The following is a 13521-nucleotide window of genomic DNA, read 5'->3' as shown; positions in this document are numbered from 1 at the left end:
GGATACCGAGCCGGAGACGGAGAGGCACCGCAGTGAGTCACAGGATCATGCCCACCGCCCAGGTCGACGAGACCGCGGAACTGGGGGACGGGACGACCGTGTGGGAGCTCGCCCAGGTCCGCGAGGGCGCGCGGCTCGGCGAAGGCTGCATCGTGGGGCGCGGGGCGTACGTCGGGACGGGCGTGAAGATCGGCGACCGGGTCAAGCTGCAGAACTACGCCCTGGTCTACGAGCCCGCCGAGCTGGGCGACGGCGTCTTCGTCGGCCCGGCCGTCGTGCTCACCAACGACCACAACCCCCGCTCGGTCGACCCCGACGGCGCACTCAAGCGCGGCGGCGACTGGGAGGCGGTCGGGGTGACCGTCGCCGAGGGCGCCTCGCTGGGCGCCCGCTCGGTGTGCGTGGCGCCGGTGCGGGTCGGCCGCTGGGCCATGGTCGCCGCCGGCGCGGTGGTCACCCGGGACGTTCCGGACTTCGCCCTGGTGGCCGGGGTGCCGGCCCGCCGCATCGGCTGGGTCGGCCGGGCCGGGGTGCGGCTGGCGGAGCGGGCGGACGCACCGGGCGAGTGGGAGTGCCCGCAGAGCGGGACCCGCTACCGGGAAAGTGCCGCCGAGGACGGGACGGTGACGCTGGCGGAGCTGCCGGAGACGGACGGGGCGGTGTGACCACTCCCTCCCGGGACCGGCTGCCGTCCCTGACCGGACTGCGCTTCTGGGCCGCGCTGTTCGTGGTCGTCTACCACCTGTCCCGGCAGGTGGGCGTGGTGCCCGGCATCAGCGAGGCGGCCTGGTACGGACGCAGCGGTGTGACGTTCTTCTTCGTCCTGTCGGGCTTCGTGCTGGCCTGGACGTACCAGGGGAACATGGTCTCCACCACGGTGTTCCTGTGGCGCCGCGCCGCCCGCGTCTGGCCGCTGCACGCGGCCACCACCGCCCTGTCCGTGGGCGTGTACGTGCTGATCGGCGCTGCGGTGTCGCTCAAGGCGGTGGCCGCCTCGCTGCTGCTGGTGCACGCCTGGTCGCCGGAGCCGGTGGTCTTCAAGGGCGGCAATCCGGCGGCCTGGTCCCTCAGCGACGAGGCGTGGTTCTACCTCGTCTTCCCGGCACTGCTGCTCCTGCTGGCCGCGCGCCGCTCCCGGGTCTGGCTGTGGACGGCCGTGGCCGTCTCGGCCGGCGCGGTGCTGGTCTGGCTGGCCTCCTCGCAGATCGACGACCGGCTGCTGCGCCTGTGGTTCCTGGACTACTTCCCGCTGACCCGCTCGCTCCAGTTCGTGCTGGGCGTGGTAGCGGGCCTGGCGGTCAAGCGCGGCTGGCACCCGCCCGTCTCGCTGCCATGGGCCGCCGCCCTGGTGGCCGGCTGGCACCTGGCACTCATCCCCTGGTCGAACGCGGTGCCCGACGCGCTCTGGTACAGCCCGTACACCGCCTCGCAGTTCCTGTCGGCACCGCTGTTCACGCTCCTGGTCGCCGCGGCCGCGCACGCCGACCTCCGGGGGGCGCGCACCTACTTGGGCAGCCCCTGGATGATCCGGCTGGGGCACTGGTCCTTCGCCTGGTACCTGGTCCACGAGATCGTCATCCGCACTGTCCTGCACCTGATGGACGCGCGCCCGGAGTCCACCACCGGGACGGCCGCCGTCTGGCTGCTGGTCATCGTCTCCAGCCTGGCCCTGGCGGGCCTGTGCTACCAGTTCCTGGAACACCCGGCCGAACGCTGGCTGCGCCGCCACGGCCCCTCCCCTGCTCCCCGCCCGACATCCCTCCCCTCCGGTACCGGCCGGAGCACCCCCCGGGAAGAGGCGGCGGTGCCCGCCAACGCCGCGCAGCCGCCCGCTGCCGCCGCTGGAGCGACACCGCCACTGCCGCCGTCATGACCTGTGAACCGCCGGGATCACGAACTGTGGCTGCCGTGTCAGACGCGCGGGGCCGCTACACGTGGGGATTCCTGCGCAGAACCGTCGGCAGCGGGCCGTTGACGAGTCCGTCATCCAGCGGAACACCGGTGAGGTCGCTGAGGACAGCCCAGATCTCGTCGTAGCCGTCGTCGCCGTAGGGACGAGTACTCACCCCTCTTCTGAAGGCCTCGGCGAGGCCCAGGGGAGCGGCCTGCCGAGGAAGGGGTCCGGGGACGCCGAGCTCGAAGCTCTGCACGATGTCCCCGTCCCGCAAGTGCTCGACGAGATCTCCCCCTTGGGGGTTCCGGAGGTAGTGAATGGCGTCCGTTCCGGACGAGAGTCGCTCGAGGATGCCCGGACCGAATCCGACGGGCTCCCAGTTCTCCAGGCAGAACGACCAGGACCCGGCGAGCCCGGCACGCAGGACCGTCCCGCTGTCGGGGTGGTGTCCAAACTCCCGATCTGCCTGCTGCCTCGTCATGATCCAGGCCTGGGAGGGAGCCGCAGCGTAATGCCTCAGAACCCCGCCCGGAGTCTTCCCACGCACGAGGTTTAAGCACACCAGTTCGTCGTACGTCCAGCTCAAGTTCTCGGATGAAATCACAGCGGCCCCTGTCGTTCTGACTTTTCGCCTGTGCGGCTCGTCCGAATTGGGGCGAGCCGCACAGGGAACAGCGCGGTCTTCAGGACGGGGGGAGCCGGTCAGCCATCGGGGAGGCCGCCTCCGGAGACGCCCTGATCGCCCGGGCTCGGCTCCTCGTTCAGCACACCCCACCGGCTGTTCCCCGGTGAGGAACGGGAGAGGGTCTCCGGAGCGGTCCGGGGATCCTCTCGTGGCCTGCCCCGGCCCGGGACCGCCGTTACAGCCAGTCGTCGACGGTGTTGAGGTTCAGCCGCACCTCGGCCATCGGGCCGGTCCCGCCGAGGTGTCTGGTGGGCCCGAAGCAACCTCGGGTGAAACCCGGGTTGAGGGTCGAGACGGCGCAGTCCTCGTTCCCTCCGAAGTTGGTGAAGGTCTCCCCTTCGATCGTGACGGCCACGCTTGCCTTGTTCTGTACGACCAGCACAGCCTGTGCATCGAGGTCGTCGTTTATGACGATGCACTTCTTGAAGTTGACGTTCACGGACACCTTGTGGTGGTGGTTACCACAGACCCAGTTGGACCTGGTGTCCACAGGCTTCCATTTCACCGTGTCGCTGGCGAAGGAGGGCGCACCTCCAGCCATGACAAAAGTGACAGCCGCGGCGAGCAGAGCCAGCAGACGACGCACAGTCCTTCTCCTCACTGCCGAATGAGCACACCGCCCGGGCTGAGCGGCGGAACCCTCCGAGACCACCGCTCGGCGGTGGAGAACACCAAGGCGAACTCATTACCGGGTCAATCGTGCCCGGCCATCGAACAGAGAACTGTCCCCCTCCAGCCTTGGGTCGGCTTGCCTCCGAGGCGCCACAGAGTTTCCGCCACAAGGACCGCTGTCGGAACACCTTCCGAACCGAGCCATACCGCTGGGTTCTCTCAAAGGATTTCGAGGGGCATCCGACAGGTGCTCACCGAGGCGGTGCTCCCCTTCGCCCAGCGGGCGTCAGGGCCCGTCCGAGCCACCTGGAACCGGCTTCACACCGCGATCCGCCGGTCACTTGTCAGCCATTACCGGAACAAACGGAAGAACGGATTCCAGATATTCCCTTGCGTCAGCCACCGAAAGCGCCTGGCCTGACGGGACCCAGAGCACATCCCTACGGAAAAGCCACTTCAGAGTTTTGGCCAAACCCGGGAGAAGGTTCAGTGAACCGAATTGCCAAAGGAATTGCTCTGACCACCGCAGCCTTGGGAGGTGCGGCCTTCGCGGCAACACCGGTTTCCGCTGCTCCCTACTGGCAGGAAGTAAACACCGACTCCACTGGTCCTGCGAATCGACTCAGACCCACGCCGTCTCCGACGGAGGCGGTTTCCAGACCTGCATCGTCCACAACCGGTACGGCGATGAGCAGGCCGTTCTGGTCGTCGTGAACAACGCCGACAGGCCGATCAGGCTCTCCGGGACGACCGTCACCAACTTCGGCGGCGACGCGAGCTGTCACGAGTCGACTCTGAACCCCGGCTTCCGCCGTGGTTGCTTCGACCCCACGGTGGGTGATCGCTGTGGTTACGACTCGGCCCAGTCGATTCTCACGGTGAACGGCAGAGACGGCGCCACGAACCCCATCGTCATCGACATCGCCTGCTGACCGGCGTCTGAAGGCCGGCGGGCGGCCCGCCTGCCGAGGAAACTCCCAGGGGGTGGTTCCGCGGGCCAACCGCGGAACCACCCCCTGGCTCTCTCAGCGCCGGCAGGCGGGCCTTCAGCCCATACACCCCGTACACCGCATGGGAGCAGGCCTATCCGGCCCCGCCGGTGACCGGCCACCTCATACGTTCGCCCCTCGCCCCCCGTGATCCTGCGGTCAGCCGCCGATGACGACGCGGCGGACGCCCTCCCAGCGGGCCGGGTCGGTGGTGCGGCGGCCGTCGACCAGGACGCGGACGTCCGGCAGGTCGGCGGCGGACAGCTCGCGGTACTCGGCGTGGTCGGCCTGGAGGACCGCCGCGGTGACCTTCTCCCCGCGGTGCGGGGTCAGCCCCAGCCCGGCCAGCTCCTCGGGGCCGTACATCGGGTCGGAGACGTACGGGACCGCACCGCGGGCCCTGAGGGCCTCCACCGTGCCGAAGACCCCGGAGAACGCCGTCTCCTTCACCCCGCCCCGGTAGGACGCGCCCAGCACCAGTACGCCGGCGTCCGTCAGGTCGCCGTAGGCGGCGGCCAGCAGGTCCACCGCGTACGACGGCATGGCCACGTTGGCCTCGCGGGCCGCGCGCACGACGGTGGCCTCCGGGTCGTTCCACAGGTACATGCGCGGGTAGACCGGGATGCAGTGGCCGCCGACGGCGATGCCCGGCTGGTGGATGTGGCTGTACGGCTGGGTGTTGCAGGCCTCGATGACCTTCTGGACGTCGATGCCGCTGCGGTCCGCGAAGCGCGCGAACTGGTTGGCCAGCCCGATGTTGACGTCCCGGTAGGTGGTCTCGGCCAGCTTGGCCAGCTCGGAGGCCTCCGCGGAGCCCAGGTCCCACACCCCGTTGGGGCGGTCCAGGTCGGGGCGCTCGTCGAAGTCGAGGACGGCCTCGTAGAACTCCGTGCCGTGCTTCGCCGAGGCCTCGTCGATGCCGCCGACCAGCTTCGGGTAGCGGCGCAGGTCGGAGAAGACCCGCCCGGTCAGCACCCGTTCGGGGCTGAAGACCAGGTGGAAGTCCGCGCCGGCCCGCAGGCCGGAGCCCTCCTCCAGCATCGGCGCCCAGCGTCCCCGGGTGGTGCCGACGGGCAGCGTCGTCTCGTAGCTGACGAGGGTGCCCGGCCGCAGACCGCGGGCGATGTCCTTCGTCGCCGAGTCCATCCAGCCGAAGTCCGGCACGCCCTCGGCGTCCACGAACAGCGGGACCACCACGACGACGGCCTCGGACTCGGCCACCGCGGCGGCGGTGTCGGTGGTGGCGGACAGCCGTCCGGCCTCCACCGCCGCCTTGAGCTTGACGTCGAGTTCGGCCTCGCCGGGGAAGGGCTCCACCCCGGCGTTGACCAGTTCGACGACCTTCTCGTTGACGTCGGCGCCGATCACCCGGTGGCCCTTGTCGGCGAACTGCACGGCGAGCGGAAGCCCGATCTTGCCGAGGGCTACTACACAGATCTGCATGGCTGGTTATTTCCTTCCGAGGCCCGGCACCAGGCGCCGCAGGCCCGAGGCCAGTGCGTGGCGCGGCGGGACGGCGGTCGCCGTGACGACCAGCCGGCCCTTGTTGTTCGCTGTCGCGGTGTGGCGGTGGAGGCGGCTGCGGACCCACCGGCTGGTGTGGAGCAGGGTGCCCTCGGCGGCGGGCACCGGGATCTCGTACGTCGAGCCCGCCACGTCCAGGTAGAGGCGTACGCCCCAGCGGCCCGTCCCGGCGGGTACGGGGACGCGGGCGCGCACCACGGTGCCCGCGCCGCCGGGGTCGGGCTCGGTGGTGGTCTCCCCGGTGTGCCGCGGGAGTTCGTGGCCGTCCGGCAGTCTCCGGGCACCTGGCTTGTCGGCGCTCTTGGGCATGGCGCGGTCGGCCAGCCGGACGCTGACGGAGCCGGTGTCGCCGGTGACGCCGATCCGCGCGGTGACCGACAGCCTGCCGTCCGGCAGCCATTCGGCACCCAGCCCCTCGACGCCCTTGCCCAGCCGGCCCGAGACGGCCTCCTCCAGGATCTCGAACCAGTCGTCCGGGGCGGCCAGTTCCGCGTCCCGGAAGCCGGGGTAGCAGGCGTAGGCGCGTCCGTCCTCCAGCAGGAACGGCGGCGCGCCGTGCTCCGCCTCGTGGCGCACGGCCTCCCGCAGGGCGTCGGTCTCGCCGCGCTGGGCGAGGGAGATCAGCAGCCGCTCCTTGACGCCCATCTTCGTGCGTATGGCGTCGGTGAGGTAGTCGTCGCACAGCCGGGCGACGCCCCGGCAGAGCTTCTCCTGGGTGTCCCGGTCGAGTTCCAGGAAGTCCGGCCGGAAGAGCTTGGCCAGCTCCCAGGTGAAGTGCCGCCGCAGGACGGCGTCCCGCTCCGGGCCGGCCTCGATCAGTCCGGCCGTGTGGCGCATGATCTTCCCGGTGCACTCCAGCCGGGACAGGTGGTTCGCCCGGTAGGTGATGTTGCCGGCGTCCTCGCGGCGCACCGCGTAGTAGTACGTGTAGTCGGCCAGCACCGAGATCCGCCGGGCGCGTACGCAGGCCTCGATGGTGAACGGCTGGTCGCTGCCGACCGGCATGTCCTCGGGGAACCGCAGGCCGTGCCGCTCCACCAGCTCGCGCCGGAACAGCTTGGTGTTGGCCAGGGTCCACGGCAGCGCCGAGTCGTGGAGGCCGACGTCCTTCTCGGTGCTCTTGTAGAGCGCCTGGTGGACGTACCGGCCGCCGGTGCCGACCATCTTGCCGACGACGACGTCGGAACCGTACTCGTCGGCCGCCGTCACCAGCCGTTCCAGCGCTTCGAGGCCGAGGCGGTCGTCCGAGCCGACGAAGTAGACGTACCGCCCCCTCGCCAGCTCCAGACCGCGGTTGCTGGGCGCCGCCGGGCCGCCGGAGTTGGCCTGGTGGAGGGCCCTGACGGTGTCCGGGTAGCGCTCGGCGTAGCGGTCGAGCTCCTTGCCGCTGTCGTCGGTGGAGCCGTCGTCCACCGCGACGATCTCCAGCCGGTCCAGCCCGATGCTCTGCCCGACCAGCGAGTCCAGGCACTCGGTGAGGTACGGCATGGTGTTGTAGACCGCCACGATGACACTGACGTCCGGAGCAGGCGTCATGCCACCGCCCCGACGGTACCCGCGGCCTTCTCGGCCCGCGCGGCGGGAGCGCTGCCCGGCACAAGACCGCTGTAGACGGTGTCGAGGATCTCGGCCTGGGCCTTCCAGGTCCACTGTTCCAGCAGTCCCGGAGCGTCGTACGCGGCCCGGTAACGCTTCCTGTCCGCGAGGACGGCCCGGACCGCGCGCACGTAGTCGTCCAGGTCCTCCGCCCGGAAGACCTCGCCCTGGCCGGTCTGCCTGACCATGTCGCCCATCGTCTTCACATCACTGACCACGAACGGCAGCCGGGCGTGGGAGTACTCGAAGAACTTGGTGATCAGGGCTATCTCGTGGTTCGGCCAGTGGTGGATCGGGATGACCCCGACATCGGCGGCCGAGAGGAACGGCACCACCTGGTAGTGCGGGACGTACGGCAGCGCGTGCACCCGGTCCGCGACGCCCAGTTCCTCGGCCCGGACCAGCAGTTCGGCGACGTAGCCGGTCGTCGGGCGGAGCACGACCAGCGCGACGTGGACGCCCTCCAGCCGCGGCAGGGACTCGATCATTATGTCGAGACCGCGCTGCGGGGCCGCCGCACCGCTGTAGACGGTGAGCGGGACGTCCGGTCCAATGCCGCACAGTTCGCGCAGGTCCGGCACGGGTTCCCCGTCGGGGCTGGCGGGCAGGTCGGCGTCGGGCGCGTTGAGCACCACGGACGGACGCTGCTTCAGACCGTGCTCCTCGATCAGCATGTCCGCGAGTGTCTCCGACACCGTGACCACGGCGTCGGCGTACTTCGCGTACTCCCGCTCGTGGGCGCACTGGGCCGGGTGCCAGCGCGGGTGGCTGTTCCACGGTTTGATCCCGGGCAGGAACTCGTGCGCGTCCCAGACCAGTTTGACCCGGCCTCCCCGGGCCCGCGCCCGGAGCGTCGCCCGGGCCCCGACGCCGAGCATGCGGAAGTCGTTGGCATGGACCAGATCGGGCTTGAGGGCGTCGATGACCTTGCCGTAGGCGAGTTCGTAGTCCCACAGGCCGGGGTCGAGCCTGCGCCAGGCCCGGTCCCCCATGGTCTTGAGCCAGAAGGCCGTGGTGAACCGGTCCAGCGGGGAGGTCATCTCCTTGCGCCGCTGCTCCAGTGCCCGGGTGCGCTTCCAGCGGACCGCGACCCACTTGCTCGCGATCTTCGCCGTCACCCGGGGCGGGAGCAGCGCGACCCTGGCCAGGGCCGAGCCGTTGAGCTTCGCCTGGGCGAGCCGGACGTTCAGATCGACCCGCCTGGCCTTCATGTACTGCCGGCGGTAGGCGGCGAGCCTGCCGGACGGGTAGGCCAGCGGCGAACGCAGCGGTGCCCGGCGGTACTCGTGGCGGCGCTTGCCCAGCGGGGTGGGCACCGGGAGGAGGACGACCTCCGCATCTCCGAGCTTCCAGCGCTGCTCGTGCTTGTTCGGGGATCTCCCGAGCAGGATGACGTCCCAGCCCGCCGCCGCGGCCGAGCGGGCTTCCTTCTGGACCCGGGAGTCACCGTTGACGGTGTTGTCGACGAGCATGACGATCCGGCCGCGGGTCCCCGGGCGCCGCCCGGGGAGGTTGTCGAGCTCCATCAGAACTTATTTCTCCTTGGGGAACGTCACGGTCTCGCCGCGTCCGGCGGACTCCAGTACCGCCGCGGACACTTCAACCGTACGCAGGCCCTGGGCGAGGGTGACGATGTCGGAGGACTTGCCCTCCACCGCGTCCCGGAAGCGCTCGTGCTCCACCAGCAGCGGCTCGCGCTTGGGGATGGCGTAGCGGATCATGTCGCCCTCGGCGACGCCGCGGAAGGCCCGCAGCGCCTCCCACTCGGTGTTCTGCGCGCCGTTGGCGTAGAACGTCAGGTCGGCGGTGAGGGTGTCGGCGACGAAGCAGCCGCGGTCGCCTGTGACGACGGTGGTGCGCTCCTTGAACGGGCTCAGCCAGTTCACCAGGTGGTTGACCATGGTGCCGTCGGCCAGCTTGCCGACCGCGGAGACCATGTCCTCGTGCGGGCGGCCGCTGCGGGAGACGGTGTGGGCCGTCACGGAGACGTAGCTCTGCCCGGTGACCCAGCTGGTGAGGTCGATGTCGTGGGTCGCGAGGTCCTTCACCACGCCCACGTCGGCTATGCGGTGCGGGAAGGGGCCCTGACGGCGGGTCACCACCTGGAAGACCTCGCCCAGCTCGCCGGCCTCCAGCCGGGTGCGCAGGCTCTGCAGCGCCGGGTTGTAGCGCTCGATGTGGCCGACACCGGCCACCAGCCCGCGCGAGGCGAAGGCCTCGACGAGCCGCTCGGCGCCCTCGACGGTGTCCGCCAGCGGCTTCTCGACCAGCGCGCAGACCCCGGCCTCGGCGAGCTTGAGGCCGACCTCCTCGTGGAGGCCGGTCGGGCAGGCGACGACGGCGTAGTCGACGCCCGCGGCCAGCAGTTCCTCGACGGTGCTCAGCACCGGCGCGCCGTGCGCGGCGCCGTGCTGGTCGCCCATCGGGTCGACGACGCCGACCAGGTCCACGCCGTCCAGTCCGGCCAGCACCCGGGCGTGGTTGCGTCCCATGACGCCCAGGCCGATGAGGCCGGCGCGCAGCTTTCCGTCGGCCATCAGGCCTGTCCTCCCAGTTCGTTCACCGCGGCGGCGATCCGCTCCAGGTCGCCCTCCGACAGGGACGGGTGCACCGGCAGCGACAGCGCCTCGGCCGCCGCCTTCTCGGTCTGCGGCAGGTCCCAGGTGCGTCCGGCGGCCTGGTCCGGCTCCCAGTACGGCCTGAGCCGGTGGATCGGCGTCGGGTAGTACACGGCGTTGCCGATGCCGCGCCCGGTCAGCGCCTGCTGCGCCGCGTCCCGGTCCCCGGTGATCCGCACCGTGTACTGGTGGTAGACGTGCCGCGCCCCGTCGGCGACCGGCGGGGTGACGGCGGCGGTGATCCGGCCGTCGAGGAACTTGGCGTTGGCGCGGCGCCGCTCGGTCCACTCGGGGAGCTGCTCGAGCTGCACCCGGCCGATGGCGGCGGCGACGTCCGTCAGCCGCATGTTGGCGCCGACGATCTCGTTGGCGTACCGCTGCTCCATGCCCTGGTTGCGCAGCAGCCGCAGGGTGCGGGCCAGCTCCGCGTCGCCGGTGGTGACCATGCCGCCCTCCAGGGCGTGCATGTTCTTGGTGGGGTAGAAGCTGAAGCAGCCGGCGGCGCCGAAGGCGCCGACCTGCTTCCCGTGCAGCGCGGCGCCGTGTGCCTGGGCCGCGTCCTCGACGATCGCCAGGCCGTGCCGCTCGGCGAGCGGGACCAGCCGGTCCATGGCGGCCGGGTGGCCGTACAGGTGCACCGGCATGATCGCCGCGGTGCGCGGGGTGATCGCCGCCTCGACCGCGGCCGGGTCCACGCAGAAGCTGTCCGGCTCGATGTCGGCGAAGACCGGCTCGGCGCCGACCAGGCGTACGGCGTTGGCGGTGGCCGCGAAGGAGAACGACGGCACCACGACCTCGTCCCCGGGGCCGATGCCCAGCGCCAGCAGCGCCAGGTGGAGCGCGGACGTGCCGGAGTTCACCGCCACGCAGTGCCGTCCGCCGACCAGCTCCGAGAACTCCTCCTCGAACGCCGCGACCTCCGGTCCCTGAACCACCCGGCCGCTGCGCAGCACCCGGACAGCCGCCTCGATCTCCGCCTCGCCGATAATCGGCCGCGCCGCGGGTATCGGTTCCTCGTTCGCGCCGGGCATGACCCCTCCTCATCGCTTTCACCGAACTTTTTCCGTGCAGAGGGCGAAGATGCACCGGTCCCGTACGGTTCCGCTCACCCCTCCGGCAGGATGCCGAAACCGTCCGTTAACCGTTCGGGCGCAGTCCTGCCGTGTCCGCCTGAGCGGACGGAGTGTGCCGAAGGTGGAACGGGCCCGTCTCACTGTCCGTCCGGGGAGCGCCGCCCTTCGGCCACCTCCGCACCGGCTGCCGCCCTGGCGGGCACGGCACGGTCGCGGGGGTCGTCGCAGCGTTCGGCGTTCACCGCAGCCCCAGCGGCCTCCTTCGGTGGAAGAGGCCACGAGCGGTCATATTAACCGAGCTACCGGCGGCTTCCTGCGGCGTGGCCCACACGCCCCGGGCCGCCCTGCTGCCCGAAGGTACCGGCCGGGCCTGCCCCCGCTGCGGTGTCCCGCCGCGACGAGTCCGCCGACCGTATACCGGCGGCTCCCACCGGTGCTTCCCCCGGGCGTTCCTGACCAGTAACAACACGGCGCGTCCCGGGCCGGCCCCGGTGGGCCGCGGCCGGGGTGCCCGGCGGGCCCGGGAGCCCCTGTTGCAGTTCCGCATCGGAATCGTCACCGGCCGGAACGGCCCTCTTCCAGGGCTTTCCCGGGACGCGCCGGGGCGCCGGGAGGATCAGGAGAAGGGGTCGAAGCCCTCGTACGCCTGTGCCGCCTCGTCGCGCTCCGCCTCGCGGTCGCGGCGGCGCTGGGCGGCCGGCCGGAGGGTGTCCATGCGGTGGTCCTCGCCGCGGCGGCCGAGCATCTCCGCACCGGCCATGACCGTGGGCTCCCAGTCGAAGACGACCGCGTCGTCCTCGGAGCCGATGGCGACCCCGTCGCCCTCGCGGGCGCCCGCCTTCATCAGCTCCTCCTCGACGCCGAGGCGGTTGAGCCGGTCGGCGAGGTAGCCCACGGCCTCGTCGTTGCTGAAGTCGGTCTGGCGGACCCAGCGCTCCGGCTTCTCGCCGCGCACCCGGTACAGGCCGTCGGCCTCCTTCGTGACGGTGAAACCCGCGTCGTCCACGGCCTTCGGGCGGATGACGATGCGGGTCGCCTCCTCCTGCGGCCGGGCGGCGCGCGCCTCCGCCACGATCCCCGCCAGGGCGAAGGACAGTTCCCTCAGCCCCTTGCGGCTCACCGCCGAGACCTCGAAGACCCGGTGGCCGCGGGCCTCCAGATCGGGCCGGATGATGTCGGCGAGGTCCTGCCCGTCGGGGACGTCCACCTTGTTGAGCACCACGATCCGCGGCCGGTCGTCCAGCCCGCCGTACTGCGCCAGTTCGGCCTCGATGACGTCGAGGTCGGTGACCGGGTCGCGGTCGGACTCCAGCGTCGCGCAGTCCAGCACGTGCACCAGCACCGAGCAGCGCTCGACATGGCGCAGGAACTCCAGGCCCAGCCCCTTGCCCTGGCTGGCGCCGGGGATCAGACCGGGGACGTCGGCGATGGTGTAGACGGTCTCCCCGGCCGTCACCACGCCCAGGTTGGGCACCAGGGTGGTGAAGGGGTAGTCGGCGATCTTCGGCTTGGCCGCGGAGAGGACGGAGATCAGGGAGGACTTGCCCGCCGAGGGGTAGCCGACCAGCGCCACGTCCGCCACCGTCTTCAGCTCCAGGACGATGTCCCGGGTCTCCCCCGGCTCGCCCAGCAGCGCGAAGCCCGGCGCCTTGCGGCGGGCCGAGGCCAGCGCCGCGTTGCCCAGGCCGCCGCGGCCGCCGCGGCCGGCGACGAAGGTGGTGCCCTGGCCGACCAGGTCGGCCAGCACCTCGCCCCGCTTGTCGAGGACGACGGTGCCGTCGGGGACGGGCAGCACCAGGTCGCCGCCGTCGGCGCCGGACCGGTTGCCGCCCTCGCCGGGCTTTCCGTTGCCCGCCCGGCGGTGCGGGGTGTGGTGGTAGTCCAGCAGCGTGGTCACGGACTGGTCGACGACGAGGACCACGTCGCCGCCCCGGCCGCCGTTGCCGCCGTCCGGGCCGCCCAGCGGCTTGAACTTCTCCCGGTGCACGGAGGCGCAGCCGTGGCCTCCGTTACCCGCGGCGATGTGGAGCTCGACGCGGTCCACGAAGGTGGTCATGACGAATGCCTCCAGGCTGGTGTGCGGTGATGTGCTGACGGTGGCGGATCGCGGGGCGGGCGCGGGCCCGTCGCGCGCACCCGTACCCCCGTGTTCGTACAACGCGCCGAGGGCGGAACCGCTTCCCCGCCGTACGCGCGGCGCGCGTACGGCGGAAGGCGGTCCGCCCTCGGAAGGTGGTGCGGAACGTGCCGGGTCGGTGTTACTGGGCGACCGGGACGATGTTCACGACCTTGCGGCCACGGGCGGTGCCGAACTGCACCGCGCCGGCGGCCAGCGCGAACAGCGTGTCGTCGCCGCCGCGGCCCACGCCGGTGCCCGGGTGGAAGTGGGTGCCGCGCTGGCGGACCAGGATCTCACCCGCGTTGACGACCTGGCCGCCGAAGCGCTTCACGCCGAGCCGCTGGGCATTGGAGTCGCGACCGTTCCGGGTGGACGATGCGCCCTTCTTGTGTGCCATGTCTTCTCAGTCCC

Annotated in this window: 12 protein-coding genes; 3 read left to right on the top strand and 9 right to left on the bottom strand. The window is 71.4% G+C overall.

Features of this window, described 5'->3' with window-relative positions; genetic code table 11:
* Window positions 1-47: 47 nt before the first annotated feature.
* Window positions 48-665: an acyltransferase gene (locus tag V1L54_RS01690; RefSeq protein ID WP_443076447.1), complete on the top strand. Its 618-nt coding sequence runs from the start codon at window positions 48-50 to the stop codon at window positions 663-665.
* Window positions 662-1873, top strand: a complete 1212-nt coding sequence (locus V1L54_RS01685) for an acyltransferase family protein (RefSeq protein WP_330115974.1) — start codon at window positions 662-664, stop codon at window positions 1871-1873. The genes V1L54_RS01690 and V1L54_RS01685 overlap by 4 nt, the downstream gene beginning before the upstream one ends.
* Before the next feature lie 55 nt (window positions 1874-1928).
* Here the strand turns inward: V1L54_RS01685 and V1L54_RS01680 are convergent, their stop codons facing one another.
* Both V1L54_RS01680 and V1L54_RS01675 read right to left on the bottom strand, forming a co-directional pair.
* Window positions 1929-2498, bottom strand: coding sequence for a DUF6461 domain-containing protein (locus V1L54_RS01680; RefSeq protein WP_330115973.1), 570 nt, complete (start codon window positions 2496-2498; stop codon window positions 1929-1931).
* Window positions 2499-2754: 256 nt separating this feature from the next.
* The gene (locus V1L54_RS01675; RefSeq protein ID WP_330115972.1) at window positions 2755-3069 is read right to left on the bottom strand and encodes a hypothetical protein; all 315 of its coding nucleotides are present in this window, start codon (window positions 3067-3069) and stop codon (window positions 2755-2757) included.
* Window positions 3070-3901: 832 nt separating this feature from the next.
* Between V1L54_RS01675 and V1L54_RS01670 the strand changes: the two genes are divergently transcribed.
* Complete coding sequence (locus V1L54_RS01670) at window positions 3902-4123, top strand: hypothetical protein (RefSeq protein ID WP_330115971.1); 222 nt, start codon at window positions 3902-3904, stop codon at window positions 4121-4123.
* A gap of 216 nt (window positions 4124-4339) precedes the next feature.
* On the opposite strand, the gene V1L54_RS01665 is transcribed toward V1L54_RS01670, so the two are convergent.
* The 7 genes from V1L54_RS01665 to rpmA all read right to left on the bottom strand — a co-directional run bounded on the left by V1L54_RS01665 (window position 4340) and on the right by rpmA (window position 13507).
* Window positions 4340-5623: a nucleotide sugar dehydrogenase gene (locus tag V1L54_RS01665; RefSeq protein ID WP_330115970.1), complete on the bottom strand. Its 1284-nt coding sequence runs from the start codon at window positions 5621-5623 to the stop codon at window positions 4340-4342.
* Between the two features lie 6 nt (window positions 5624-5629).
* The gene (locus tag V1L54_RS01660) at window positions 5630-7240 is read right to left on the bottom strand and encodes a glycosyltransferase family 2 protein (protein WP_330115969.1); all 1611 of its coding nucleotides are present in this window, start codon (window positions 7238-7240) and stop codon (window positions 5630-5632) included.
* Window positions 7237-8826: a glycosyltransferase family 4 protein gene (locus tag V1L54_RS01655; RefSeq protein WP_330115968.1), complete on the bottom strand. Its 1590-nt coding sequence runs from the start codon at window positions 8824-8826 to the stop codon at window positions 7237-7239. The genes V1L54_RS01660 and V1L54_RS01655 overlap by 4 nt, the downstream gene beginning before the upstream one ends.
* Before the next feature lie 6 nt (window positions 8827-8832).
* The gene (locus V1L54_RS01650; RefSeq protein ID WP_330115967.1) at window positions 8833-9837 is read right to left on the bottom strand and encodes a Gfo/Idh/MocA family protein; all 1005 of its coding nucleotides are present in this window, start codon (window positions 9835-9837) and stop codon (window positions 8833-8835) included.
* The gene (locus V1L54_RS01645) at window positions 9837-10949 is read right to left on the bottom strand and encodes a DegT/DnrJ/EryC1/StrS family aminotransferase (RefSeq protein ID WP_330115966.1); all 1113 of its coding nucleotides are present in this window, start codon (window positions 10947-10949) and stop codon (window positions 9837-9839) included. Before V1L54_RS01645 ends, V1L54_RS01650 begins: the two co-directional genes overlap by 1 nt.
* Before the next feature lie 658 nt (window positions 10950-11607).
* Window positions 11608-13047, bottom strand: coding sequence for a GTPase ObgE (obgE, locus tag V1L54_RS01640; protein WP_330115965.1), 1440 nt, complete (start codon window positions 13045-13047; stop codon window positions 11608-11610).
* Between the two features lie 202 nt (window positions 13048-13249).
* A complete protein-coding gene (gene rpmA, locus V1L54_RS01635; RefSeq protein WP_330115964.1) occupies window positions 13250-13507 on the bottom strand; it encodes a 50S ribosomal protein L27 in 258 nt (85 codons plus the stop codon).
* Window positions 13508-13521 lie beyond the last annotated feature (14 nt).

The sequence above is a fragment of the Streptomyces rubellus genome (assembly GCF_036323805.1).
GTDB lineage: Bacteria > Actinomycetota > Actinomycetes > Streptomycetales > Streptomycetaceae > Streptomyces.
Note: the sequence above shows the minus strand (reverse complement) of the source record. Positions and strands in the feature narration are given on the sequence as shown.